Below are 25675 nucleotides of genomic sequence, written 5' to 3'. Positions count from 1 at the left end.
GCGCCGTGGGCTCGGGAGGCCGCGGTGAGCGGATCGAACCTCCACTCCGCCTGGGCTCGGCTGTTCGTGCGCGCGCTCGCGCAGGCCGGGGTGGAGGACGTGGTCCTCTGCCCGGGATCGCGCTCCACGCCGCTCGCGATCGCGGCGGTGGAGAGCGGCGAGGTGCGCTGCCACGCCGTCGTCGACGAGCGCGCCGCGGCGTTCTTCGCGCTCGGGCAGGCGCGCGTCACGGGGCGGCCGAGCGTCTTCCTCTGCACCTCCGGCACGGCGTGCGCGCACGCGCTGCCGGCGATCATCGAGGCGCACCAGAGCTTCACCCCCTTCATCGCGATCACGGCCGATCGCCCCTGGGAGCTCGCCGACGCCGCGGCCTCGCAGACCATCGATCAGACCAAGCTCTTCGGCGCGCACGTCCGCCACTTCGCCGAGCTCGGCCTGCCGGACCCGTCGCCGCTCGCGATGCGCGCCGCGGCGCGCATCGCGGCCCAGGCGGTCGCGGTGGCGCTCGCGCCGACGCCGGGGCCGGTCCACGTCAACGCGCGCTTCCGCAAGCCGCTCGAGCCGGTCGACGTGCCCGCGCGCGAGCCGTGGCACGCCGAGTGGGAGGCGCTGATGCGGCGGGGCGGCCCGCGGGTCGTGGCGGCCCGCGCCGGGGTCGACGCGCGCGCGATCGACGAGATCGCCGCGCGCTGCGCGCGCGCCGAGCGAGGCCTCATCGTCTGCGGCCCCGCCCCGAGCCGCGAGGACGACGCCCGCGCGCGGCGGGCGGTGATCGCGCTGGCGCAGGCGACCGGCTTCCCGGTGCTCGCCGAGGGCACGAGCCAGATCTATTTCGGCGCCCTCGCGGAGCGCGTCGTGATGCCGGCCTCGTTCGACGCCTTCCTGCGGGCGCCGGAGTTCCGCGCGGCGAGCGCGCCCGATCTCCTCCTCGAGCTCGGCGCCCCGCCGACCTCGGCCGGGTACGCGACCTACATCGCCGAGCACGCGAGCTGCCGCCGGATCGTCGTGTCCCCGCACGGCTGGAACGATCCGACCAGCGCCGCGGCCGCCCTCGTCATGGCCGAGCCCGCGGACGTGTGCGAGGCGCTCGCGGCCCGGCTCGCCGGGGCGGCGCTCGACCTCGGGCGCGCCCGGGCGGACTGGGCCGCGGCGTTCGCGCGCGCCGGGGAGATCGCGGGCTCGCTCGCGGCGCGCGCGTGCGCCGGCGAAGCGCTCACGGAGGGCGCCGTCGCCAGGGCGGTCGCCGGCGCGTGCCCGGAGGGCTCGCTGCTCGCGATCGGCAACAGCATGCCCGTGCGCGATCTCGACACGTACTGCCCGCCGTCGACGCGCGCGCTGCGCGTCCTGCACCAGCGCGGGGCGAGCGGGATCGACGGCCTCGTGTCGGCGGCGGCCGGCGCCAGCGCCGCCGCGGCCGCGCCGCTCACGCTGCTGCTCGGCGATCTCAGCCTGCTGCACGACCTGACCGGCCTGCTCCTCGCCGCGAGGGCCGGGGCCAGCGGGGCGCCGCTCGTCGTCGTGGTGGTCCAGAACGACGGCGGCCGCATCTTCGAGCACCTCCCCATCGCCAGGCGCGGCGCCGAGCTGCTCGATCGGTGCTTCACCATGCCGCAGCACCTCGACTTCGCGCCAGCCGCGGCGATGTTCGGGCTCGCCTACGAGCGCGCCGACACGAGGGGAGGGCTCGACCGCGCCCTCGCCGCGGCGCACAGGCGGCCCGGCGCGACGCTGATCGAGGCGGTCGTGCCGCCCCACGACGGCGCCGCCCGCGCGGCGCGGCTCTGGTCCGATGTCCGCCGCGAGATCGCCGCCCTGAGCGGCGCGCCGCCAGGGGAGGGGGCGGCGGCCGAGCTCCCGTCCCCATGAGCCGCGCGCGCGCCGAGGACTCCGAGCTTCGGGAGAGGGATCCACGATGATGAGCCAGAGCAACGCGAGCAGAAGTTCCGGGACCGACGGCGTCGCGCGCGGGGCGTCCCACGGGCGCGCCGCGCGCTCCGGGCGCGATCGCGCCGCCGCGGGCGCGCGCCGCGCCCGGGAGCAGGGGCGGGGATCATGAGCGCGACCGCGACCTCGGGGACGCCGGCCGCCGCGACGACGGCCGCGGAGGGCGTGCGACCCGGCTCGTTCCGCGCGTGGGTCCTCGCCTGTCGCCCGGCGACGCTCACCGCGGCGCTGGCGCCGGTGATGGTCGGGACGGCGGTCGCGTACGCCCTCGGCGCGATGCGGATCGGCCCGGCGCTCTCGGCGCTCGCGGGCGCGATGCTCATCCAGATCGCCACGAACCTTGCGAACGACGTCTTCGATCACGAGAAGGGCGCCGACACGCACGAGCGGCTCGGTCCCACGCGCGTCGTGCAGTCAGGGCTGCTCACGCCGCGGCAGGTGCGCCTCGGGCTCCTCGTCACGATCGCCCTCGCGCTGCCGTTCGGGGTTCACCTCGCGCTCGTCGGAGGCTGGCCGATCGTCGTGATCGGCGTCGTCTCGATCCTCGCCGGCGTCGCGTACACCGGCGGCCCGTACCCGCTCGGCTATCACGGCCTCGGCGACGTCTTCGTGTTCGTGTTCTTCGGCCTCGTGGCCGTCTGCGGGACGGCGTTCGTCCAGCTCGGCTCGGTCCCGGCCCTCGCGTGGGCGGCGGCCGTGCCCGTCGGCGCGCTCGCCACCGCGGTGCTCGTCGTGAACAACGTCCGCGATCGCGACACGGACGTGGTCGCCGGCAAGCGCACGCTCGCCGTCCGCTTCGGCCGCCGGGCGGGCGTCATCGAGTACGCGATGCTGCTCGCGGTCGCCTACGCCGTGCCGATCGCGCTCGCCGTCGGCGACGGCCGGCGGTGGGCGCTCCTCGTGCTCGCGACGTTCCCGCGCGCCCTGCGCCTGCTCCGGGTGCTCGCGACGACCGACGGCCGGCCGCTCAACGACTGCCTCGCCGGGACGGCGAAGCTCCTGCTCGCCCACGCGCTGCTGTTCTCGCTGGGCCTCGCCGCAGAGCCGTAGGGATCATGCGCGTCGTCGCCGCCCGCCTCGAGCGATTCGATCTGGAGGACGCGCGCCGCGGCCTCGTGCTGTCGCTCACGGACGAGGAGGGGCTCGTCGGCCTCGGCGAGGCCACGCCGCTCCCCGGCTTCTCCCCCGATACCGCCGACGCCGACGAGCGCGCGCTCGCCGCGCTGCCCGGTGCGCTCGGCCCGATCGCGCTCCCCTTCGCCGCGCCGCCCGCCGGCGCGGCGAAGGGGGCGGCGGCGTTCGCGATCCTGCGCGCGCTCGCGCCGATGTCCCCGCGGCTGCGCGGCGTCCCGGCGGCGCGCTTCGCCCTCGAGACGGCGCTGCTCGATCTGATCGGCCAGCGCCTCGGCCTCCCGCTGTCCGCGAGCCTCGGCGGAGACCGGCGGTACGCCGAGGTCCAGGTCAACGGGCTGCTCACCACCTCGACCGCGCTCCCGGAGATGCTCGCCCGCGCCGGCGCCCTCGCCGCGCGCGGCGTCTGCGCCATCAAGGTGAAGCTGCGCTCGCGCGGCGAGGAGGGCTTCGCGCGCGATCTCGAGGCGCTGCGCGCGCTGCGGCGGGAGCACCCGGACGTCGAGCTCCGGCTCGACGCGAACGCGGCCTGGTCGCTCGGGGACGTGCCCCGCCGGCTCGGTGACCTCGCGCCGCTCCGCCCCCGCTTCGTCGAGCAGCCGGTCGCGCCGGAGCTCCTTCACCACCTCGGCGCGTGCGAGGTCCCGTGGGCGGCCGACGAGTCGCTCGCGCTCGAGGGGATGCCGGAGCGCCTGCTCGAGGCGGAAGGGTGCGCCGCGTTCATCCTGAAGCCCGCGATGCTCGGCCTGCTGCGCGCGCACGAGCTCGGACGCAGGGCGCAGGCGCGCGGCATCGACGCCGTGGTGACGCACCTCTTCGACGGCCCCATCGCGCTCGCCGCCGCGTGCGAGCTCGCCCTCGCGCTGCCGCGCCCGCCGATCGCGTGCGGCCTCGACGCGCACGCCGGCCTCGCGGCGTGGCCCGAGGTCTCGATCCCGCAGCTCCTCCGGGGCGGCCGCGTCGCGGCGAGCGGCCAGCCCGGCCTCGGCATCCGGTCATGGACGGGCTGAGCCTCCTCGACGCCGCGCGCGATCCGGCGACCGCCGCGCGGACGGCGCTGGTCCACGGCGGCGCCGAGGCGGACGCGCCGCGCGCGATCGACATCCCCGGCCTCGCCGTCCGCCCGGGCGAGGCGCTCCGCTTCGGCGACCTCGCGCCCGCGGTCGCCGCCGTGCGCGCGCGCCTCGCCGGCGCGGGGGTGGGGCAGGGCGCTCGCGTGGCGCTCGTCGCCCCGAACGCGCTCGGGACCGTCCTTGTCATCCACGCCTTGCTCGCGCTCGGCGCCGTCCTCGTCCCGATCCACCCGCGGCTCACGGCCGGCGAGGCGCGCGCCCTGCTCGACGACGCCCGGCCCGACCTCGTGCTGCGCGAGCCCGACCTCGCCGCCCTGCTCGACGAGGTCGCGCGTGGCCTCGCCGCGCCGCGCGTCGGGGGCGCGGCCGGCGGCCGGTCGCCGGACCCGTCCGGCGATCTCGCGATCGTGTACACGTCGGGGACCACGGGGCGGCCCAAGGGCGCGGTGCTCCCGCGCCGGGCGTTCGTCGCCGCCGCCGAGGGGAGCGCGGCGAACCTGGGCGTGCGCGACGACGACCGCTGGCTGCTCTGCATGCCGCTCTGCCACGTCGGGGGCCTCTCGATCGTGACGCGGTGCCTGCTCGCGCGGCGCGCGGTCATCCTAGCGCCCCGCTTCGAGCCCGCGTCGGTGCTCGCGTCGATCGTCCGAGACCGCGCGACGCTGCTCTCGGTCGTGCCGACGATGCTGCTCGCGCTGCTCGAGGCCGATCGCGACAACGTCCTCGCCCGGCTCCGCGCGGTCCTCGTCGGCGGCGCGGGCGCCCCGGCGCGGGCGCTCGACGAGTGCGCGCGCCGCGGCGTCGCCGCGCTCACCACGTACGGCCTCACCGAGGCGTGCTCGCAGGTCACCGTCCAGCGCCCGCGCGACCCGCGCACCCGCGAGCCGGGCTCCGGCGCGCCGGTCGCCGGCGTCGGGCTGCGCATCGCGGGCGCCGGCGCGGACGGCGTGGGCCGCATCGAGATCCGCGGCCCCGTGCTGTTCCGCGGCTATCACCGCGGCCCCGGGCGCGACCCGGAGCTCCCGATCGACGGCGATGGCTGGTTCAGCACCGGGGATCTCGGCGCGCTCGACGCCGCCGGGCGGCTGCACGTCGCGTCGCGCCGGACCGATCTCATCGTGACCGGCGGCGAGAACGTCTACCCCGCCGAGGTGGAGCAGGTGCTGGAGTCCTGCGCGGGCGTCGCGGGCGCGGTGGTGTTCGGCGTGCCGGACGAGCGCTGGGGTCACGTGGTCGCGGCCGCGATCGTCCCCGACCAGGCCGCGCCGCCCGATCCCGGCGGCGCCTCGCTCTCGCCCGCGCTGGCCTCGGAGCTCGCGGCCGCCGTCGCGGCGCGGCTCGCCCCCCACAAGCGTCCCCGGCGCCTCTGCGCCGTCGCCGCGCTCCCGCTCACGGCCGCGGGCAAGCTCGATCGGGCCGGCGCGGCGGCGCGGTTCGCGGCCGCGCTCGCGCCGCTCCCGGCGCCCTAGGCGCGCCCCCGGTCCCGGGAGGCGTGGGCGGGCCGCCGCCTGGCTACGAGAGCGCGCCCCGCAGATCGTCGGGGATCGGGCGCGGGGTGAAGCGCGCGCCGTCGATGCACACGTGCACCGTCTGCCCGATGGCCGCGATGCCGCCCGCGGCGGTCACCCGATAGCCGACCGTGAACGACGTGTCGCCGAGCTTCGGCGCGAGCACCTCGACCTCGACGGCGTCCCCAAACCGGAGCGGCAGCAGGTAGTCCGCCTCGGCGTGAACGAGCGGCAGCTTGACGCCGCCGCCCGCGATCAGGCCGGGCAGGTCGACGCCTCGCTCCTTCAGCGCCGTCATGTAGGCGTCGCTGAAATACTCGAGGACGCGCGGATAGAAGACGATCCCGGCGGCGTCCACGTCCTGGAAGCGCACGGATCGGCGCTCCACGGCGAGGCGAGCCGCGGTCCGCTTGAGCTCATCGACGCTGAACGCGCGCTTCATCGCGCGGGAGGCTAGCCCAGGCCGGCGCCGCGCGGATCGCGAAGCGAGCGCCGCGACGCCGCGCGGCGGCTCCCGCGCGGCCAGCCTCCGCCGCGGGCGGTCGACGCTGGAAGCGCTCCTGTCGCGTGGTCGCCCTGTCCCCCGTGTCCCTTTCCGCTCGCCGCCGGCCGCTTCGCGCGCCATGCTCGCCCCCGATGGCTGACCGATGTCCCGGCGGCCGCGGGGTCGGGTCCAGCAGGCCGGGCCGCGTCCCTGCGAGAGGCCGCGACAAGAGCGCGACGCGACGTCCCGGCGCCCTGACGCCGCGCGTTCGCGGCGGCGTGGCGTGCGCGTGCGTCGTGGCCGCGGGCCTCGTGGCCGCGTGCGAGCCCGCGCCGACCCCGGCGCCGCCCCCCACCCAGAGCCCGCCCCTCTCGTCGCTCACGGCGCTGCCGAGGCCCGCCGTCGCGGAGAGCGCGCCGCCGACCGGCGCGGCGCACGCGTCGAACCCGCTCGGCCTCCCGCCGCGCACGCTCAAGCTCGATCCTGGCCGCCGCGTGTTCACCGTCTCGGACCGGATGCTCGCCGGCGCGAAGCTCGGGTCGACGCTGGTGCTGTACGCCGCCACCGTGGTCGCCTTCGAGGGCGATGATCTCATCATCGAGGGGAAGAGCGGCTCGTCGTACAAGGTCCACCCGGGCTACGTCATCCCCGTGCCCGACGCGCCCCGGCTCCGCCCTCACGATCCGGTGATCACGGAGTGGAACGGCGTGATGAAGCACGCCGTGATCACCCGCTTCGTGAAGGACAAGATCGAGGTCCGCTACACCGACATGGACCCGCGCACCCCGCTCGCGCAGCTCAAGGGCGTCCGCTTCGTCCGGCAGACCGAGGGGCTCGCCCCGGGCAACTTCGCCGCGTGGAAGGACGGCGACACGTGGCGCCACGTGCTCCTCGTGGCGCGGCTCGGCGGCGCGCCGGGGGAGCCGGACACCGTCCAGACCTCGCTGCCCGGCAGCCCCGCGCGGTGGTTCGCCCTCGGCTACGGCGGCGCCGCGCTGCTCGCCGACGAGTCGGCGCTGCGCCCCATCCCCATCCGGCCGAAGCTCAAGGTCGGGGCGAGCGTCTGGGCCGAGTGGGTGGGGACGCTGCGCCCCGGCGTCGTGCAGGACAACGAGGAGACAGGCCTGTACACCGTGAAGTTCGAGCGCGCCGGGCGACCCGTGACGCTCGGCTGGGGGCTGCTCACGCCGCCGCTGGAGCCGTAGCCGCGCGCGCCTTGCGCGCGCCGAGCGCGCAAGACGCTACGCGTTTTCTCCGGACATGGAGAGTGGTAAGCGCCGTGGGATGGATCTCAGAAGCGCTTGGTTGGCGACGCGCCAGTGGGTTCCGTTCACCGCCAGGACCATGGCGTATGGCACCATCTCGCTGACGCTCGGCCCGCTCACGCGGGACCGCTCGGCGAGCCTCTGGGCGATGCGCCGCTGGTGCCAGGCGAGCGCGCGCGGGCTCGACATCGACATCGAGGCGAGCGGCCTCGAGAACGTCCCCGCCGGGGTGTTCGTCTACTGCTCGAACCACCAGAGCCTGCTCGACATCCTGGTCCTCGGCGCGGCGCTGCCGGGCGACTTCAAGTGGGCGGCCAAGAGCTCGCTCATGAAGATCCCGTTCCTCGGCTGGCACCTCAGGCTCGCGGGCCACGTCCCCGTGGATCGCACGGTGGGCTCCCGCGCGGCGGCCGAGGCGATCGCGCGGTTCGAGCAGGTGCTCCGGAGCGGCAAGCCGCTGCTCGTGTTCCCGGAGGGCACGCGGAGCGAGGACGGCGTCCTCCGGCAGTTCAAGAACGGCGGTTTCTACGCGGCGGTCCGGGCCGACGTGCCCGTGGTGCCGGTCGCGGTCGAGGGCACGCACCTGCTCATGAAGAAGGGGGCCATCGACACGGGCGACGGCACCATGCGGCGCGTCCGCGTCCGGGTCGGCGCGCCGCTCCGCGCGCGCCCGGATGGCCGCGAGGGCGCCCGGGTGAACGACCTGCGCGTGCGCGCCCATGCCGCGGTGAGCGAGCTCTATCGATCGCTCGGCGGCCAGGTCGAGACGCTCGCGGGCGGCGCGGACGCCTCGGGGCCGCCGGCAGGGGGCGCCCCCGCCGAGCAAGCGACCGGCTGAGGCGCCGCCGCGTCACCGCTGCCGCCGCGTTGCCGCTCGCGCCGGGCCGCCGCGCCCTCGCCGCGCGCAGCGCCGCGGCTCCCTGGATCAATCGCAGAGGCTCGGGAGCGCGTCGATCTCGGCGAGCAGCTCGGCGTAGGTGTCGATCCGGCGGCCCCCGTGGGCCCGGTCGTCGAACCGGTAGAACACGCGCCGCGCGAGGGGCGTGACGCCGGCGTTGTCGTACGCCTCGGCGTCCGTCGCCGTGTTGCCGAACGCCCAGGCGGGCAGCAACCCCTTCTCGTCGAGCAGGTGCGCGAGCTCCGCGGTCTTGTACTCCACGGCGCCGTCGCCCGTCGCGCCGGTCAGCCCGAGCGTGGTGTGCACGATGCCCGGCGGGAAGCCGTAGGCATCGAGGAAGTCGCGCGTGCGCTGCACGAGCCATTCCGGTCGCGCGGTCAGGTACATCGGGCGGTAGCCCTTTACCACGAGCCGGTGGAACGCCGCCGCAGCGTGCGGGTGCACGTCGGGCAGCCGGCCGATGAGGAGCGAGGTGAACTCCTCGGTCTCCGTGCCGGTCAGCGTCCCGTCGACGTCGCTCACGAAGATCGGGGCACCCCGGGGGACGATCTCGATGAAGAGATCGGTGCTCGAGCGATCGCCGCGGACGACCAGGTGGACCCGGTGCCTGCCCGGCCCGAGCCGCCGGTCTGCCGGGATCTCGAAGTAGACGCGGCCGCCGCTGTCGCTGACGCCCTCGATCTCGGGGTGCGCCGAGTCCTCGGCCGTGGTGCTCGTCGCGCCGAGGTGCTCCCACGCGCCGCTGCAATCGCGGAGCAGGTAGATGTCGACCTGCTCGTCCTTCAGATCCTTGTCGCTGAGCCCGTAGGAGAACTTGCCGATGATCCACTGGGGATCGTCCGGGGTCAGGTACAGATCGCGCCCCCGGTGGTTGGGCGCTCCCGCGCCGGCGATGAGGTACGAGGACACGTGATTCCACGGGAGCTGGTCGCCCGGGTCCGGCGGCGCCGTGTCGCACGCCGGCAGCGGATCGCAGAGCGCGCCCGGAACCCCGTCGCCGGAGCCGTCGCCGCTCGACGCATCGCCGTCGCCGGAGTCGCCGGAGCCGTCGCCGCTCGACATCTCTCCGCCGTCCGGGCCCTCGCCATCGCCGCTCGACGCATCGCCGTCGCTCGATACCTCGGCGCCGCCCGCCGGATCGCCGTCCTGCACCCACAGCGACGCCGCGTCGGCCGATCCACAGCCGATCGCGAGCGCTGTCATGACCGTGACAAGAAGGATCTTGGTCTGCATCGCGCCGAGTGTGGTCGAGCCGCTCCCGCGCGAACAGCGAGCCCCCCCACCGTTCCTGCGCGCGCGGCAGATCGCGCTCGCCCCTTGCGCGCGGGGCGGACTCCGGGCAATCGTAGCGCCCCCAACGATGCCCAAGCCCGACCCGAAGGTGCTGCTGCGCCACGCCGGTAACTACCTCAAGGCTCATCCCGAGGAGATCGCGCGGGCGCTGCGCGGCGCGCTCGGCCTGCGCGTCGGCGTCCCGATCGATGCGCTGCGCTACCTCGCGCGGGAGCTCGGCGGAGGCCGACGTGCGCCGAAGGACGTCGTGATCGAGGCCGCTCCGCCCGGCCTGCGCCTCGCGCTCACGGTCGACGCCATGGGCACTCCGCTCAGGGCGTCGTTCGCCGTCTACGCCGAGGAGCTCGACGTCCGGGCGGACGCCATCCAGGTCGGCCTGCGGGTCGCCGATCTCAAGATCGACGTCCTCGGCGACCAGAGCTCGCCGATCGCCGGGCTCCTCGGCTCCGGCGCGATCGATCTGAGCAAGCCCGGCAACCTCGTGTCGTTCTTGCCGAGGCGGCCCGCCGCGCTGATCGACGCCAAAGACGACAGGTTTACCCTGGATCTCCTCAAGATCCCCGCGCTCGGCAGGAATCGGACGGTCGCGCGCGCGCTGCGCATCTGCGCGCCCGTGCTCGGTGTCCGTGCGCTGAAGACCAAGGACGACCACCTGGACGTGCACCTCAAGGCGATCCCCTCGGGCATCACCGCGGCGATCGCCGCCGCGCGCTCGGGCGTCTGAGGCCCTTTCCGGTGGGGGCTCTCGCCCGCTAGACTTCAGCGTGCATGTCCCGGCTCCCAGAGCCCGCGCCGGTTGCGCTCTCGTTCCAGTTCCTTGCCGAGATCGCGTCCGGAGCCACCACCCGCGTTGATCTCTGCAGGTCGGTCGGTCCGCACCGGCCCGGGGAGCTCCTCGCCGTCAAGCGGCTGCTCCCGCACCTCGCCGGCGATCCGATGGTGGCCACGCGGTTCTTCGACGAGGTGCGCACCACCGCGGCGCTCAAGCACCCGAACGTGGTCGAGGTCGCGGGCTGGGGGACGGACGAGCAGGGGACGTACTTCGCCGTCGAGCTGGTCCAGGGCGTGAGCCTCGCGCGGCTGATGAAGACCGTCTTCGATACGGGCGAGGTCTTCCCCGAGCGGCTCGTCGTCCACATCGGCGCGACGATCTGCCGCGGGCTCGCCGCCGCGCACGAGCTCAGGTCGCCGCAGGGCGAGCTGCTCAACCTGGTGCACCGCGATCTCACTCCGGGCAACGTGCTCGTCGGGTTCCAGGGCGAGGTGAAGATCGCCGACTTCGGGCTGGCCAAGTCGTCGCTCCGCGTGGCGAACACGCTCGTCGGGTCGCGCAAGGGCACGACGACCTACATGGCGCCGGAGCAGGCGCGCGGGGGGCCCGCCGACCGGCGCTCCGATCTGTTCTCGCTCGGCATCCTGCTGTTCGAGCTCTTCGCGGGCAGGCACCCGTGGCCCGCGGCGGGTGACCACGAGCTGCTCAGGAGCATGGCGACGCTGCCGGCGGCCGACCTGCGGGAGCTCCGGCCGAAGATCGACAAGGAGCTCGTGGCGATCGTGATGCGCTGCCTCGAGCGGGACCCGTCGGCGCGCTTCCAGGGCGCGGACGAGATCCTCGCGCGGCTCGACGGCTGGCTGCACAGCCACGGGTACCTCGAGGGGAACGAGGAGTCGCTCGGCCGGTTCGTGCGGCGCAACGCCATGCGGCAGATGCGCTGGTTCGAGCGCGCGGTCTCCGGAAACCTCGCGGGGGTCGCCGCGCCGCGCCCCTCCCTCTCGGAGGCCACGGGGACGCCGCGCCGGCCCACCTTCGACGCCATGCGCGAGCGGGCGTCGAGCACCCCCGATCGGTTCCGCGGGGGTGTCGCGTCGCGCGCGCAGGAGGACGACGCGACCGACTTCGAGCCACGCGTCAGCGCGCTCCCCGGCCCGCTGTCGAGCCCCTCGCTCCGCGAGGCGGACACGGTCGACGACGGCCCACGGCGGCGCGGGCCGCTGCCCTCCGCCGAGGTGTCCGAGGAGAAGACGGTCGTCGTCGGGAGCAGCGGCCGCGGGCGCGCGGAGCCGGCGGCGCTCGCGGGCGGCGGGCGGCCGCGTGGCAGCCAGCCCTCGTACGGCTCGATCCCCCTGGAGGGCAACGCCGCCCCCCCGACGTCCGCGGACGCGGCCCCTGCAGAGGGCGCGTCCGAGGGCGAGCGGCGCCTCCACGCGGAGGCGGATCGCCTCACGACCGAGGCGATCCGGCTGCGCGAGGAGGCGCGCTTCGCGGTCGCGCACGCGGATCGCAAGCTGGCGATGGCCAAGGCGGCGGCCCACCTGTCGTCGATGGCCGCCGAGGCGCTGCGCGCCTCCGCGAGCTCCGGCGCGCAGCAGGCGCTGCGCCGCCTCGACGAGGCGCTCGCGCTCGAGCGGGCGATGCACAAGGCGATGTCGGCGCCGCTCACCCTCGCGCCCGAGGCGAGCGCTGGGCCCGTCTCCTGGGGGCGCGAGCAGCGCGCCATCCTCGCCCAGCTCGGCCTCGAGCACCTGGCCCCGCCCGCGGCGTCGCAGCTCCCGGATCTCGGCGCGCCGGCGCAGGTGCGCCCGCCCGCGCTCCCGGACGACGGCGCGCTCTCGCAGCGCACGGACGCCGCCCACGCGACGCGCGGCGCCGCCGGCGGCGCGTCCGCCGCGGCCGGCGCAGCGGACGCCGTCTCGGGCGCGGACACGCCGCTCGGCGCGCCGAGCTCCACGGAGGCGATCCAGTTCCAGGCCAGCCTCCGGCCGATGGTCCTCGGGATGCCGCGCGCGCTCGCGCTCGCCGTCGCGGCGGCGGCCTTCGCCGCGTTCGTGCTGGCCTGGATCTATTCCTGAGGCGCCGCGCCGCCGCGACGTTCGCCTCGAAGCCCGCGCGTCGGACGCGTCGTCCGGGCCGCGGAGGGCCGCGCCGCGCGCCGAGACGTCGCTTGATCCCGGCGGGGCACGGCGGGTACCGTCCTTGACCATGAGCGAGCAAGGCGACTGGGTGCTGATCGGCCTGGACGAGAACATGGCGCGTCGGCAGGGGCTCCCCGCGCGCATGCCGGTCCCTCGGGGCGAGTTCGAGGGGCTGGCCGACAAGGGGCTCAGCATCGACGCTGCCCGCAGGTGGATCAAGGACTTCCTCACGAGCTCGGAGCCCGGCAAGAGCGGCGTCTGGCGCAAGCAGAACAGCGCGCTCGTCTCGCAGCTCGAGGCCTTCCTCGACAAGGCTCCGGTCTGGGAGCGCGCCCAGAAGGCGTTCGGCGAGCGTGACTACGACAAGGCCATCTCGGCGCTCAAGCGCATCATCGCCATGGACCCGGAGGACCACGCCGCGCGGCTCAACCTCGCCTCGGCGCAGGCGAACCTGGGCGATCACGCCGCCGCGCTCAAGGCCTTCCAGTCGATCCGGAAGACGTTCGCGGGCGACCCCGATTACCACGTGGCGGTCGGGCAGGTGCACCTCGCGATGCAGAAGAAGGACGCCGCCCTCGACGAGATGGTGCTCGCGCTGGAGGCCAAGCCCGACTGCCAGCCGGCGCTCGACGCGATGGTGCAGCTCGGGGTGCTCGTGCCGATCTACGAGAACCCGCGCGACGCCGCCTCGCTCGTCTACGTGCGCTCCGACGCGGTGCTCACCTACCTGACCGGCCAGTGGGACGCGGCCCCGCGCGACGGCGCCTTCTATCTCGAGCAGCTCGCCTACCACGAGCGCGAGCTCCGCCACGACGTCGCGCTGGCCGCCGCCGAGCGCGCCATCGCCGCCGGCGCCGCGGGCGAGCGCGCGCACCTCGCGCGGATCGCCGCGCTCCGGTCGCTCGGGCGCGGCGACGAGGCGCTCGTCGCCGCCGAGGCTCACGTGAAGCAGTCGCCGTCGTCGTCCGGCGCGTGGGTCGAGCTGGCGAGGTGCCTGTCCCAGGTCGGCCGCGGCGAGGAGGCGCCCGCCGCGATCGAGCGCGCGCTGGAGAGCGACCCCGGCGATCTCACCGCGCTCTCGCTCCGGTTCTGGCCGAGCGACCCGGCGGACATCCAGAAGGTCAACGACGCGATCCCCGCGCTCGCCGCGTTCGTCGCGGCGCACCCCGACAGCGCCGGCGCGCGCCGCTCGCTGGCCCGCGCCGAGCTCGTCGTGGGCCGGATCGACGACGCCCTGGCCGGCTTCGCCGCGGCCGTCGCGCTCGCGCCCGAGGACGACGATCTCCGGGCCGAGTACTGGAGCGAGCTCGGAAAGCAGCAGCGGTACCAGGCGATCCTCGACGACGCCGCGAAGCTCCCGGACATGGCGAAGCGCGACTGGAAGCTGCGCTGGAACGAGGCCGAGGCCTACACCGCCGTCGGCAAGAACATCGAGGCGAGGGCGGCGTTCTCGGCCATCAACTTCGACGAGTCGCTGCACGTCGACGTGCGCCGCAGGGCCAAGCGCGCGGTCAAGGCGATGGACGAGACGCCGCCTGTCGTGACGTGAGGCCGCACCACCCGCCGGCGAGGGGCGCTCAGAGCGCGCCGGAGACGCCGAGCCCGACGGTGTCTCCCGTGACGATCGGCTTCACCGACAGGGCGACGTCGTTCCGGACGAGCTTCTTGACCGGCGACGCGAGGCCGCCGATGAGCATGGCGGCGCCGCCGACCTGCGCCAGCCCGTCGACCATGAGCACGAAGATGCCGCCTCCCCGGGCGTCCGCGGTGGCGATGGTGATGAAGGGGCCCGCGAGCGGGACATAGAGCGGGATGTAGCTGTCCCCGTCGCCGCCGCTCGCGCGGTCCGCGGACTCCGCGACGAGCCCGACCATCGCCGAGAGCACGTAGGTGACGCCGAAGGTCACGGCGCCGCCGATGATGAGCCCGCGGCGCGCCCTGGGCTCGACGCGATAGCCCTCCGGGATCTGCATTCCTTCCTCGTAGTTCATCACCCGCGGGCCGAGGGGAGGTGTGCCGTAGCCGGGCTGCGCGCCGTAGCCGGGCTGCGCGCCGTAGCCGGGCTGCGCGCCGTAGCCGGGGGGCGGGTAATAGCCGGGCTGATGTCCATAAGGGGCCGGCGCGCCGTAGGGCGCCGGGGCGCCGTACTGGGCGGGCGGCGGCTGGGCGCCCGCGTCCGGGGGCGCGGGCGGAGGATCTTGCGCGAAGGCGGAGGACGCGCAGAGCAGGAACGCGGCCGCCGGGGCTGTGCTGGCGAGGAGGGATCGCGGGCGGCGCGCCGAGGCGCCCTGTCCAGGATGGATATGCATGATCCACGACGCTAACGCAGCTCGCGTGCGAAGATCCAGACGAGCACGGATTTCCACGATGCAGCGCGCGGCGGGGCGCTAGAGGCGTGTGCGCGCGTGCGCGATGACCGGCGGGGTCCTCCCCGCGCCGTCGTCCCTGCGCGGCTCGAGCTCCCGCACGCGGCGATCCGTGGCGAGCTCCGGCGTCTCTCCCGTGATCAGCCGGGCGCCGCGCTCGTAGGTCACGTACGACCAGGCCCACGAGAACAGCACCAGGAAGCGGTTACGGAAGCCGATCAGGAAGGCGACGTGGACCACGAGCCACGCGAGCCACGCCAGGAGCCCGGAGAGCTTCAACCTGCCGAAATCGGCGACCGCCGCGGCGCGCCCGATCGTCGCCATGGATCCCCGGTCGCGGTACCGGAACGGCAGCCGCGGCAGCCCCTCCAGGGTGCGCGCGATGTTGCGCGCCGCGTGGCGCCCCTCCTGGATCGCCGCGGGCGCCACCCCCGGCACGGGGGAGCCGTCCTCTTGCTTCAGCGACGCGAGGTCGCCGATGACATAGATGTCCTCGTGGCCGGGCACGGTCAGATCCGGCGCCACCAGCACGCGTCCTGCCCGATCGAGCGGCACCCCGAGGCTGCGGGCGAGGGCCGACGCGGCGACTCCGGCCCCCCAGAGCACGGTCCTGGCCTCGATGCGCTTGTCCCCGATCGACACCCCCTCCGCGTCGATGTGGGTGACGAGGCAGTTCGTCCGCACATCCACGTTGAGCGCCGTCAGCTGCTGCCGCGCCTTCTCGCCGAGCTCCGGGACATACGTCGGCAGCACCTGCCCTGTCCCCTCGAGCAGGATGATGCGCGCCTTGCACGGGTTGATGTGACGGAACTCGCGCACGAGCGTGTGCCTCGCGAGCTCCGAGAGGGCCCCGGCGAGCTCGACGCCCGTCGGGCCCGCGCCGACCACCACGAACGTCAGCCAGGCGGCCCGCCGCGCCGGATCGGGCTCGCGCTCGGCCGCCTCGAAGGCGAGGAGGACGCGCCGGCGGATCTCCAGCGCATCCTCGATGGTCTTGAGCCCCGGCGCGACGGGCGCCCATTCGTCGTGCCCGAAATAGGAGTGCGACGCCCCGGCCGCCACGATCAGCTTGTCGTAGCCGATCTCGCCGCCGTCGTGGATCACCCTCTTCCTCGCGGGGTCGATCGCCTTCACCTCGGCGAGGAGCACGCCCGTGTTCTTGTGCTTGCGGAGCACGCGCCGGATGGGCGCGGCGATGTCGCTCGGGTTCAGACCCGCCGTCGCGACCTGATACAGGAGGGGCTGGAACGTATGATGATTCTGCCGATCGAGCACGGTGATCCGCACCGGCTCACGTCCGAGCGCCCGCGCAGCGTAGAGGCCGCCGAAGCCGGCGCCGATGATGACCACGTGCTCCATGCCATGGCCCTGCTCCCCGACCCCCTGCTCAGCAAGAGTCCGAGCAACCGATCCCTCGTTTCAGCGCTCGACACACGGGTCTGGCCCCTCGCTCGGGAGCGAATGGACGGCGAGCGGCCGCCTGGATGGCGAGGGGCTCGCCTTGCCGTCCAGACGTCCTGGTTCGCCCGCTCGCGGCCTGCCCCCCCGCGCGCCCGGTGGCGTCTCGCGGACAGGCCGCCTGGCGGCCGCAGCGCATGGCTGTCGGCCGGGCGGCCCGCGCCCCTCGCGACGTCCGTCTGACCGCGTCTAGATCGCGCGGCCGTCGGCGATCCACTTGTTCATGTAGACCGCGCTCTCCTCCCACCCCTGCCGAAACTGCTTCTCGGCGGTGCTCTCCACCAGGCCACCGATGCCGAAGATCTTCGCCTCGATGATGATTTCCGTGGTCCGGCGGACCTTGTTGTCGCCGATCGCCTCGGCGCGCACCGTGCCCTCGTTGCGCAACTTGTCCGCCAGCGTGCTTGGCGTCAGCTTGAAGGTCCACACCCGGGTGGCCTTGTTGAGCCTGCCCTCCTCCGTATAGCGGAAGCCGGAGCCGAGCACCTTCGCCACGGGGCCCGGCAAATCCATCTTCGGCTGTCCGGTCGCCCGCCGGATGATCTCGGTCTCCGTCTCGACCTGCTCCACGATGGTGTACTCGGGGAAACCGAGCTGTTCCTTGTAGAGCTTCTCGTTGAAGGCCTTGTCCAGGAACAGCTTCCAAAAGGTGTCGAGGTTGCAGTTGATCTCGTTCGTGATCGTGAACTTGCCCATGGATCGTTCCTCTGCGGTGCGGGTGCGGTCCTGTCCGGCGTGTACCGCACCCCGTCCGTGGCGTCCACGTTTCACCTCGCGCCTCGCGTCGCGGCGCCCGACATGCCCGACATGCCCGACATGCCCGACATGATAGATGCGCTGATGTCGCGTCCGTCTCCGTTGTGTGTACTCGGCGCGTCCGCCCCGATTGACCACGCCCGATTGGCCGCGGGAAACGCCCGCGCCGCGATATCCCGACATCCGGGCCGGGCTTCCAACGCGTCCGTATCCGTGCGAACATCGGTTTGCTGTGGCGTGCATCCTCGTCATCGACGACGACGCGGCGATCCGAGGCATGTTTGCGCGTGCGCTCCGCCCGCTCGGCGATATCGAGGAGGCGAACGGCGGGGCGCCGGCGCTGCGCCGCCTGTCCGCGCGCAAGTTCGATCTGGTGGTGCTCGACCTGCATATGCCGCTGGTCGACGGCTTCTGCGTGCTCGAGTCGCTCTCGACCAAAGGGGGGCTGAACCGGGACACGCCCGTCTTCGTCGTGACCGCCGATGAGTCGCACGAGGCCCGCATCCGCGCGCTGCGGAGCCACGCGATCTTCCTGCTCACGAAGCCGGTGCACCTCGCAACGCTGATGTCGCTCGCGGAGTCCGCGCTGAAGAAGGCCGCGGCGCGCGCCACCCCGACGCCGCCCGCCCCCGTCGACAGGCTTCCGTTCGACCGGTCTCCGCCCGACAGAGCGAAGAAGGACTGAGCTCGCCCCGCGCGGGAGGTGGCCCGGAGCAGCGCCGGCATCCCGGGGGGCGGGAGGCCAGCGAAGAACGCCGCGCTGGCCCTGTGAGGCGCTACCGGGGTGCGAGATCGCCCACCGGCGGCGGCGGGGGCTGGCTGGTGGCCCGCGGGCGCGGGAGCGGGGCAGGGGCCGGCGGGCGCGGGGGGGCCTGGGTGGGGGCGGCCGTGCCCGGCCGAGACCTCGGCTGGACCGGGAGCGCGCGCGGGGCCGTCGCGGTCAGGGCCGGCGCGGTGCCGGGCGGGGACGTGGGCGGGAAGCGCGGCACAGGGGCGACGGCGCCGGTCGGGGTCGCTGCGTCAACGGGCGCGCTGGACGCGCCGGGCGCAGCGCCCGCATCGGCCGCGGCGGCGCCTGCCGGGCCCGCATCGGTCGCGGCGCTTGCAGGGGCAGCATCGGCCGCGGCGGCCTCGGCCGGGACCCCGGCGTCGGCGGCTGCAGCGGACGCGCCCTGCGCCGCTGCCGGGTCGACGGGCACGGCGGGCGGGTTCAGGGCCGGCGCGGGCGCCACGGCCGGCCCGGGTGCGCTGGCGCTCGCCGGAGGCCACGAGGGGATCCCGAGCTTCAGGCCGCCGGAGCGCCGGACGATCAGGAGCGAGACGACCGTCGCCAGGCCAAGGACGAGCAGCGCGAGCAGCGCGTGGCGGACGAACGAGCCCTTCGCCGGCTCCGGGCGCGTGCGCCGCTCGGGGAGCGACGCGGCCGGATCCGTGGCGTCCTTCGGGAGCGCCGGCCGGCCCCCGAGCGCTGCCGGGTGGACCCCGTGCAGCGGCGGAGACCCTGCCGCGAGATCGAGCGGCGAGCCGGCCTGATCCGGGTACGACCTGCGCGTCGCGTCCGGGTTCGACCTGCGCATCGCGTCCGGGCTCGATCGGCGCGAGCTCGCCGGCCCGCTCATGCGCGAGCTCGCCGGCCCGCTCATGCGCGAGCTCGCCGGCCCGCTCATGCGCGAGCTCGCCGGTCCGCTCATGCGCGAGCTCGCCGGTCCGCTCATGCGCGAGCTCGCCGGGCCCGCCCCGGAGGACGTCGCGTCGGCCGCCGCGCCGTCGTCCGTCGGCGCCTCGGGCCCGTCCTGCAGGATGGGCAGCATGGAGATGCGGCGCAGCATCACCTCGGTCGCGTCCTCGGGGCGCGCGGCCTGGGGTTTGTTCGGCTGCTGCCGCTCGGCGAGGATCTTGTCGAGCTCGTCGATCGCCTGGTCGATCCGCTCCTTGCGCGCCTCGGCGACACCGGGGAGCAGATCCCGGACGAGCTGGCCCACCTGCTTGTCGGTGTAGCTCTCGCGGATCGCGGCGCTCACCTGCTCGAGATCGCGGCGCAGCTCCGCGGCCGTCTGGTAGCGCTCGTTCGGGTTCTTGGCGAGCGCGCGCATGATGAGGCGATCGAGATCCGGGTGGACCTCGGGCATGATCTCGCGCGGCGGCTGCGGGTTGCGGTTGGCGATCTGCTGCATCGCCTCGAGCGGGCCCTTGCCGCGGAACGGCGTGTGCCCCGTGACGAGGAGGTAGAGCAGCACGCCCACGGAGAAGAGATCGCTGCGGCGATCGAGCTCGCCGCCCATGACCTGCTCGGGCGAGAAGTACCCGGTCTTGCCCTTGATCGCGCCGACGCGGCTGATCTGCGCGCGCGCCCGCGTCTTCGCGACGCCGAAGTCGACGACCTTCACCATGCCGTCGAAGGTCACCATCACGTTCTCGGGCGTGACGTCGCGGTGGATCAGGTTGAGCAGCTCGCCCGAGTCGTCGCGGACCTCGTGCGCCGCGTGCAGGCCGGCGCACGCGGCGGCCATCACGTGCAGCACCCAGCCGAGCGGCAGGAGCGCGCGCTTGGCCTTCTGGTTCGAGAAGATCTTCGCGATCGGCGCGCCGTCGATCCACTCCATCGCGAGGTACGGCCGATCGCGGACCTCGCCGTACGCGAGGATGTGCACCACGTTCGGGTGGAGGATGCGCGACGCGGTGCACGCCTCGTCGAGGAACATCGCCCGCGCGTCGTCGTCGCCCCGCATCGCGTCCGACAGCACCTTGACGGCGACGATCTGGTACGAGCCGTTGGGTCGCCTGAGCCGCGCCGCCCACACGGCGGCCATGCCGCCGACGGCCGCCGGGAAGAGCAGCTCGTAAGGGCCGATCGTATCGCCCGGCTGGAAGTTACCGGGGTCGTCGTCGTTCCAATCACTCCACGGATCTTTGGCCACGCGCTCCCCCACCATGTCGGAAGACGTGCAGCGCGACAAGACCCGGCGCTCGTCCCGGCCCTCTCGCTGCGCTGCGCGGCGCCGCCGGTGTCAGGCCCGACGACGCTCGCCCACCATGCGCTCGAGCCGCCGGAGCGCCCGGACGAGGACCTCCTCGCCCGGGCCGAACGAGAAGCGGACGTGATGGCGGAACCGGGACGGCCGCCCCGCCCGGCGCTTGCCCGGGTTGACGTCGAAGAACTCGCCTGGCACGACGATGACCCGCTCCCCGAGCGCCGCCCTGAAGAAGCCGTGGCCGTCGTCGAGCCCCGGGGGCAGGTCGGCGACCGACCCCCAGACGTAGAAGGTGCCCTCGGGCTCCGCGTCGACGGTCACGCCGATCTTGCGCAGCCCGTCGAGCAAGAGGTCGCGCTTCCGCGAGAACGCGCGGTGGATGGCGGTCGTCTCGGCGCGGGTGTGCTCGATGGTGAGCAGCTCTGCGGCGGCGCGCTGCATCGGCTTCGACCCCCCGCCGTCGAGGAAGCTGCCGGCGCTCGCCACCGCGTCGATGACCTCGCGGGGCCCGAGCGTCCAGGTCACGCGCCATCCGGGGTAACGCCAGTTCTTCGTCAGCCCGTCGAAGATCACCACCGGGTCGCGGTCGACCTGCTCGACGTACCGCGCGGCGCTCTCCATCGGGGCGACGTCGCCCATGCCGTAGACGTAGTGCGAGTAGAACTCGTCGAGCAGGAGCGCGCAATCGAGCTCCTTCGCGGTGCGGACCCACGCCGCGAGCTCCTCGCCGCGCACGTGCTTCCCCGTGGGGTTGCACGGGTTCGAGGCGAGGATCGCGCTCAGGCCGCGGCCGAGGATCTCGCGGCGGAGATCGCCGACCGAGAACGCGTAGCCCCGCTCGCCCTCCAGCAGGATCGGGATCGGCGAGAACAGGCGGAAGACGTCGAGCAGCTCCTCGTACGCGGTGTAATCGGGCAGGAAGTGGCCGAGGTTGATCTGCCCGAGCGCCGCCGCGGCGCGGGTGAGGGCGATGCGGCCCCCGCCGGACACCGCGACGTTCTCGGCCGTGTAGCGCGACGGCATGCCCCGGCGGTACGCGCGGTTGTAGAGCGAGGCGATCGCCTCGCGCAGCTCCCACAGGCCGGCGACCGGCGCGTACTCCTGGTCGTCGCCGGCGATCGGCACGGCCGCGCACCGCGCGGGCGCGCCGGGCAGCGGCCCCGTCTCCGGCTGCCCCTGCCCGAGGTTGCACCAGCCGTCCTCTCCCTCGTCGGCGCTCGCGTTGAACCCGAGGCGCGCGGCCTCGGTCGTCACGTAGATGACGCCCGTCCGCGGGACCTTCCGGAAGGCGTGCACCGCCCGCTCCTCGCCGCGCAGGGGCGCCCTGTTCTCCCGGTCGGCCGCCGGCCCTGGGTCGCTCGGTCGGAGCCCGTCCTCCGGCGGCTCGGCGGGCTCTTCGGGATGCTCTCGCAGTACTTCCGTCATCGTTTGCTTCCAGGCATCGCGGGGTGATCTCGGATCGTGGTCTCCTGGCGCGGAGGGGCGAGCGGCTCAGGCCTTCTCGGCGGCCGGCTGGTCGCCCTCGACGACCTCGGGCTCGTGGCGGCGCGCCCACGGCATCCGCAGCCCCGAGAACACGAAGAGCAGGTAATAGCAGAAGGCGAGTGAGACCGCGGTGAGCGCGGTGTACTTGTCGTCGTTCCAGTAAGACGCCATCCAGATGAACTGGGTGAGCGCGGCCAGGCCGAACAGGGGCACCTCGATCTGCCGTTTCACCCGGGTGAGCGGCGCGCTCAGGATCATGAACGAATAGTAATAACAGGTGAGCTGCGAGAGCAGGATGATGAAGATCTGGCCGAGGCACTGGGCCACCCACAGCGAGCGGACGCGCCGGCACACGTACACGAAGGCCGCCAGGCTCGCGGCGATGATGCCGTAGGCCACCCAGCGGTACTTCGCGTAACGCTCGTTGCGCATCCGCTTCCAGACCTCGAACGGATCGGTGAGCTTCGTGTCCTTCGTGTACCTCATCCGGCCCGACTCGACGCCGGTCCCGGGCTTGTGGGCGACGAGCACCCGGAGGCCCATGTGGTTCGTCAGCGGCGTCTGGTCGTGCACCTTGAGCGTGTGCTCGTAGAACTGCCGGTACGAGTCCACGCCGGCGACCTTCATGCTCACCGGGATGAGCACCGCGGCGGCGAGCACGCCGCCGATCAGCACCTGCACGTGCGTCCTCGCCATGCGCTTGTGCCGGAAGATGTAGATCCCCGCGACCGTGAGCCAGCCGATCACGGCGAGGCCGGGGAAGACGCGCAGGAGGCCGGCGTAGACCATGCTCGCGCCGGCGAGCTTGAAGTACCGCTTGCGGATGAGGCAGGCCGAGAGGACGAGGAAGAAGAGCCAGTCCTGCCGGAGGAACGCGCCGCCGGTCCAGTAGAACGGCGCCGACGCCTGGCAACCCCAGAAGATCGCCGCGACGGAGAAGACCCGCCACCCGAACGCCCAGTAGAGGGCGGCGAACATCCCGAGCAGATAGACGATGTCGAAGCTCGCGAGGAACTGGAGGTAGCGCGTGCTGGCCGGGTGGAGATCCCCCCAGAACTTGCCCATGATCGTCCAGACCGGCGGCGGGTTGTAGCCGTGGTCCTTCTGCATGTCCTCCCAGTAGCCCTTGTCGGAGGCGGTCCGGAAGAACTGCACGTCGGCCTTGTACGCTTCCCAGCGCTCCGGGGAGAAGTGCGCCTTGCAGACCTCGGGGTCGCGCAGCACCTCGCTCGCGGGGATCAGGAGGTTGTCGCCGCCGAGGTTCCGGATCTTCTTGTCCGGGTGGCGGACCTCCTTGGACATGTCGAGCCGGACCGTCCGCCCCGTGTCCTCGTTCTTGTACGTGACCACGCCGAGCTCGTTCTGCGCGATCAACGTGCACTTGTAGAGGCCGTCGTACCCCATCTCCGGGAAGTACTTGGCGCCCATGTAATAATGGAACTGATCCCAGCGGTGGTAATACTTGGGATATCCGAAGCGGAAGCCGTTGAAGTAGCAGATGATGGCGGCGATCCCGAGCGTCACGCCGATGAACCGCTTCCAGCGCTCCGCGATCGGCCGGCGCATCCCCTCGCGCTGCTTCTCGTAAAAGACGCAGAGCGCGGCGCCCATCGCGATGAGCACCTTCGCCAGATCCACGGCGCGGGCGTGCTCGTCGATGTACCGGTGCAGCCCATAGAAGAACAGCGCGACGCCCGCGAGGACCGTGACGTACCGGGCCGCCACGCGGAGGCGCGCCGGCGCGAACGCGCCGACCGCGTACGCGACGCCGAAGTAGGCGCAGAACGCGATGACGATCTCGATGATTTCTTGTGAACTGAGCTTCATTGCCTGCGTGTCGGATCGGGATCGAGGGTGACGCGGAGGACGCGCCGGCTCGGCCCGGTCGCGGGGCCTTCCGCCGAGGCGCGCCCGGCGCGGGCGCTGCTGCCGCGCCCCGACCCGCCGCGGCGGGCTGGAGCCCGTCCGTTGGGGGCGGCGTCGTACGAGCTGGACGCACCCCGTCCGGGACGGGTCTCCACGGGGGAGGCGCGGCCACCTTAACCGAAATCCAGCGAGCGTGGCGTTTCGTTGTGGCGCGCGGCGCGCGATGTACGTACATCGGTGCCGCGTGTGGCCCGGGCGCTGCACTTTCGGCTGGACGGCCTGCACGTTCGACGTGCTGCACAATCGAGTGGGCTTCCTCCGCCGAGCGAAGCTCGTGTATCGTCTCCCTTCGTGTCGAACGACAGTTTCTCTTCCGCTCCTCCGGGGGGCTCCGAGCGAGAGGGGGGCCAGGGGCCGTACGGCTTTCTCGTCAAAGTCGACGGCGCGCCGCCGCTCTGGTGCCGCGAGGTGCGGGGCTTCCATCGCGCCGCGGTGGCCGCGGCCGACCCTGACGCGATGCCGCCCGCGCAGCTCGTGCTCGTGGGCCTCGACGAGGCCACGCGCGCGTGGCTCGCGGCCTGGGCCGAGGACAGCGAGCAGGTGCGGCGCACGCTGACGATCCGCAGGCTGCTCGACGACCGAGAGGCCACCGCGGTCGTGACGCTGGCGTCGTACGGCTACGGGGTCGAGACGGCGCTCGCGGTCGAGTCGATCGCGGTGCGCGCGGGCGAGGGGCCGGCGGCCATCCTGCGCAGCGGCGTGCACACGAAGGAAGAGATCGACGCGATGCTCGCGGTCCTCGCCACGGCGCTGCCCGAGGGCGAGGAGACGAGCTGGTTCGTGCACGTGTAGCGCGCCCGGCCGGCTCCCGCCCGGGCGCCCGGCCTCCGTCGAGGTCGCCGGAGCGCCGGCTTATCCGACGAACGTCCTCGACATCACCCTGGTCACGAGACGCCTTGACGTCGGAGGTGAAGCACTCTGGATGTTTCGGTGCGTGAGCCCCTTGCTCGTCTGAACAGCGGTGATAGGCTGGTCTCGGCCTCGGACGGAGCACCAGCTCCAGGATTGGTCCTGTCGCGGAGCACCGCGGCGCTGGGGTCGACACCAGATCGGCGGGCTCTCCGCCGATCCGCAATCGAACACCCCTGCCATGCCGGACGGTCTCTTCGATCCGGCGCGGGGTGCCGGCACGCCGGAGGAGGGATGGACACCATGCAAAGTACCAGTGGCTCTTCTACACCGGAGGCTGGGAACAGCTGACCCTCGTGGAGCGTGACGCAGGGTCATCATGGCCTTGCGAGGCGCTACCGCGCTCGGCCAGATCCGGCGTCCAGCAACCGTCGACCGCCACCGCGAGCTTCGCGGGCTGGTGGAGGGAATCGAGGGTGACTCGGGTCATCCAGGAATGATTCCCGCTGCGCTGCGAGGCAATCGCGCGTCGCGATGGGGACGGGGAGACGCCGCACAGGCGGGATCAAGCGGGTCCAGACGGCCTCCGGTAGAGGCCCACGGGACGGGTCGGGTGCAAGCGAAGCACCCGACCCGTTTTTCTTTTCCGCTGTCTGTGGGCGGTTTTTTTGCACCGCGCCGCGCCGGTCTGGTAGCCGGCGCCGATGCGGACGCTGCTGCTCGCGCTGCTGCCGGCGCTGCCTGTGCTCTCGGCGTGCGGCGACTTCTTCGGGGACCGGGACGCGCACGCGCCGGGCACGGCGCTCGGCACGTTTCACGTGGTGGGGACGCAGACGGCGAACACGTGCGGCGAGGGGGCGCTCGGGGCGACGCGCTCGTGGGAGTTCAACGTCGAGCTCGCGCGCGACGCGGGCGTCCTGTTCTGGGACAACGGCGCCTCGCTCGTCCCGGGCGTGCTCGACGAGGATCTCCTGAGCTTCTCGGTCGAGGCGCGCGTGGTGGTGGACATGCGCACGGGCGACATGCCGCCGGGGCCGCCCTGCTCGGTCGAGCGGCGCGATCGGGTGCGCGGCGAGCTCGGCGGCGCCGGCCGCGGCCTCGACGACGACGATGTCACGCGGTTCGAGGGGAGGCTGTCCTTCGACTACGCGCCCACGGCGGGATCGCGCTGTGAGGACCTCGTGGTCTCCGAGCTCAGCGTCGCGCCCGTGTTCGCCGCGCTGCCGTGCACGATGGTCTACGCCCTGACGGCCACGCGGACCGCGCTGCCGCCCGAGTGATCGGGGCGCGCCCACCGCCGCGCGCCGGGTGAGCATGGATCTCCGGGCGCGCGCCGCGCTACGGTGCTGTGACC

20 protein-coding genes are annotated in these 25675 nt (G+C 73.8%); 12 read left to right on the top strand and 8 right to left on the bottom strand.

From position 1 onward, the window contains the following. Positions 1-24 precede the first annotated feature (24 nt). The 4 genes from menD to WMF31_RS23145 all read left to right on the top strand — a co-directional run bounded on the left by menD (position 25) and on the right by WMF31_RS23145 (position 5617). Positions 25-1866 carry a 2-succinyl-5-enolpyruvyl-6-hydroxy-3-cyclohexene-1-carboxylic-acid synthase gene (gene menD, locus WMF31_RS23160; RefSeq protein ID WP_436604028.1) on the top strand — a complete coding sequence of 614 codons (1842 nt, stop codon included), beginning with the start codon at positions 25-27 and terminating at the stop codon, positions 1864-1866. Positions 1867-2052: 186 nt separating this feature from the next. Next, positions 2053-2994 carry a 1,4-dihydroxy-2-naphthoate polyprenyltransferase gene (locus WMF31_RS23155; protein WP_436604027.1) on the top strand — a complete coding sequence of 314 codons (942 nt, stop codon included), beginning with the start codon at positions 2053-2055 and terminating at the stop codon, positions 2992-2994. 5 nt (positions 2995-2999) lie between these two features. Continuing rightward, positions 3000-4085 (top strand): mandelate racemase/muconate lactonizing enzyme family protein, encoded by a 1086-nt coding sequence (locus WMF31_RS23150; protein WP_436604026.1) that lies wholly within the window; start codon positions 3000-3002, stop codon positions 4083-4085. Continuing rightward, entirely contained in the window at positions 4073-5617 is a 1545-nt protein-coding gene (locus WMF31_RS23145; RefSeq protein WP_436604025.1) for a class I adenylate-forming enzyme family protein, read from the top strand. Before WMF31_RS23150 ends, WMF31_RS23145 begins: the two co-directional genes overlap by 13 nt. Positions 5618-5660: 43 nt before the next feature. On the opposite strand, the gene WMF31_RS23140 is transcribed toward WMF31_RS23145, so the two are convergent. Beyond that, on the bottom strand, positions 5661-6098 hold the full coding sequence (locus tag WMF31_RS23140) for an acyl-CoA thioesterase (protein ID WP_129347426.1): 438 nt from the start codon (positions 6096-6098) through the stop codon (positions 5661-5663). A gap of 320 nt (positions 6099-6418) precedes the next feature. Here WMF31_RS23140 and WMF31_RS23135 point away from each other — a divergent pair, with 320 nt between their 5' ends. Together WMF31_RS23135 and WMF31_RS23130 are read left to right on the top strand one after the other, a co-directional pair. Further along, the gene (locus WMF31_RS23135; protein ID WP_436604024.1) at positions 6419-7345 is read left to right on the top strand and encodes a hypothetical protein; all 927 of its coding nucleotides are present in this window, start codon (positions 6419-6421) and stop codon (positions 7343-7345) included. 100 nt (positions 7346-7445) lie between these two features. Further along, positions 7446-8243, top strand: coding sequence for a lysophospholipid acyltransferase family protein (locus WMF31_RS23130; protein WP_436604023.1), 798 nt, complete (start codon positions 7446-7448; stop codon positions 8241-8243). An 87-nt stretch (positions 8244-8330) separates the two neighbouring features. Here the strand turns inward: WMF31_RS23130 and WMF31_RS23125 are convergent, their stop codons facing one another. After that, positions 8331-9536 (bottom strand): lipin/Ned1/Smp2 family protein, encoded by a 1206-nt coding sequence (locus WMF31_RS23125; RefSeq protein ID WP_436604022.1) that lies wholly within the window; start codon positions 9534-9536, stop codon positions 8331-8333. A 127-nt stretch (positions 9537-9663) separates the two neighbouring features. Here WMF31_RS23125 and WMF31_RS23120 point away from each other — a divergent pair, with 127 nt between their 5' ends. The 3 genes from WMF31_RS23120 (at position 9664) to WMF31_RS23110 (ending at position 14058) form a co-directional block, all read left to right on the top strand. Then, positions 9664-10320 carry a hypothetical protein gene (locus WMF31_RS23120; protein WP_436604021.1) on the top strand — a complete coding sequence of 219 codons (657 nt, stop codon included), beginning with the start codon at positions 9664-9666 and terminating at the stop codon, positions 10318-10320. A 44-nt stretch (positions 10321-10364) separates the two neighbouring features. After that, positions 10365-12446, top strand: a complete 2082-nt coding sequence (locus tag WMF31_RS23115; protein WP_436604020.1) for a protein kinase domain-containing protein — start codon at positions 10365-10367, stop codon at positions 12444-12446. A 130-nt stretch (positions 12447-12576) separates the two neighbouring features. Next, positions 12577-14058, top strand: coding sequence for a tetratricopeptide repeat protein (locus WMF31_RS23110; protein ID WP_436604019.1), 1482 nt, complete (start codon positions 12577-12579; stop codon positions 14056-14058). A 28-nt stretch (positions 14059-14086) separates the two neighbouring features. On the opposite strand, the gene WMF31_RS23105 is transcribed toward WMF31_RS23110, so the two are convergent. The 3 genes from WMF31_RS23105 to WMF31_RS23095 all read right to left on the bottom strand — a co-directional run bounded on the left by WMF31_RS23105 (position 14087) and on the right by WMF31_RS23095 (position 17029). Beyond that, positions 14087-14818, bottom strand: a complete 732-nt coding sequence (locus WMF31_RS23105) for a hypothetical protein (RefSeq protein ID WP_436604018.1) — start codon at positions 14816-14818, stop codon at positions 14087-14089. A 78-nt stretch (positions 14819-14896) separates the two neighbouring features. Beyond that, positions 14897-16234, bottom strand: a complete 1338-nt coding sequence (locus WMF31_RS23100; RefSeq protein WP_436604017.1) for an NAD(P)/FAD-dependent oxidoreductase — start codon at positions 16232-16234, stop codon at positions 14897-14899. A 288-nt stretch (positions 16235-16522) separates the two neighbouring features. Next, complete coding sequence (locus tag WMF31_RS23095) at positions 16523-17029, bottom strand: DUF2505 domain-containing protein (protein WP_436604016.1); 507 nt, start codon at positions 17027-17029, stop codon at positions 16523-16525. Between the two features lie 292 nt (positions 17030-17321). On the opposite strand from WMF31_RS23095, the gene WMF31_RS23090 reads away from it, so the two are divergent. Continuing rightward, a complete protein-coding gene (locus WMF31_RS23090) occupies positions 17322-17774 on the top strand; it encodes a response regulator (RefSeq protein WP_436604015.1) in 453 nt (150 codons plus the stop codon). A gap of 91 nt (positions 17775-17865) precedes the next feature. Here WMF31_RS23090 and WMF31_RS23085 read toward each other — a convergent pair whose 3' ends face one another. The 3 genes from WMF31_RS23085 to WMF31_RS23075 form a co-directional block, all read right to left on the bottom strand. Further along, positions 17866-20007, bottom strand: coding sequence for a protein kinase domain-containing protein (locus WMF31_RS23085; RefSeq protein ID WP_436604014.1), 2142 nt, complete (start codon positions 20005-20007; stop codon positions 17866-17868). A 90-nt stretch (positions 20008-20097) separates the two neighbouring features. After that, on the bottom strand, positions 20098-21486 hold the full coding sequence (locus WMF31_RS23080) for a pyridoxal phosphate-dependent aminotransferase (RefSeq protein WP_436604013.1): 1389 nt from the start codon (positions 21484-21486) through the stop codon (positions 20098-20100). 66 nt (positions 21487-21552) lie between these two features. Further along, positions 21553-23373 (bottom strand): hypothetical protein, encoded by a 1821-nt coding sequence (locus WMF31_RS23075; protein WP_436604012.1) that lies wholly within the window; start codon positions 23371-23373, stop codon positions 21553-21555. A 390-nt stretch (positions 23374-23763) separates the two neighbouring features. On the opposite strand from WMF31_RS23075, the gene WMF31_RS23070 reads away from it, so the two are divergent. Together WMF31_RS23070 and WMF31_RS23065 are read left to right on the top strand one after the other, a co-directional pair. Beyond that, positions 23764-24264, top strand: coding sequence for a hypothetical protein (locus WMF31_RS23070; protein ID WP_129347439.1), 501 nt, complete (start codon positions 23764-23766; stop codon positions 24262-24264). Between the two features lie 761 nt (positions 24265-25025). After that, positions 25026-25601, top strand: a complete 576-nt coding sequence (locus WMF31_RS23065) for a hypothetical protein (RefSeq protein WP_436604011.1) — start codon at positions 25026-25028, stop codon at positions 25599-25601. Positions 25602-25675 lie beyond the last annotated feature (74 nt).

It is taken from the genome of Sorangium sp. So ce1036 (genome assembly GCF_051369805.1).
GTDB lineage: Bacteria > Myxococcota_A > Polyangia > Polyangiales > Polyangiaceae > Sorangium > Sorangium cellulosum_F.
Note: the sequence above shows the minus strand (reverse complement) of the source record. Positions and strands in the feature narration are given on the sequence as shown.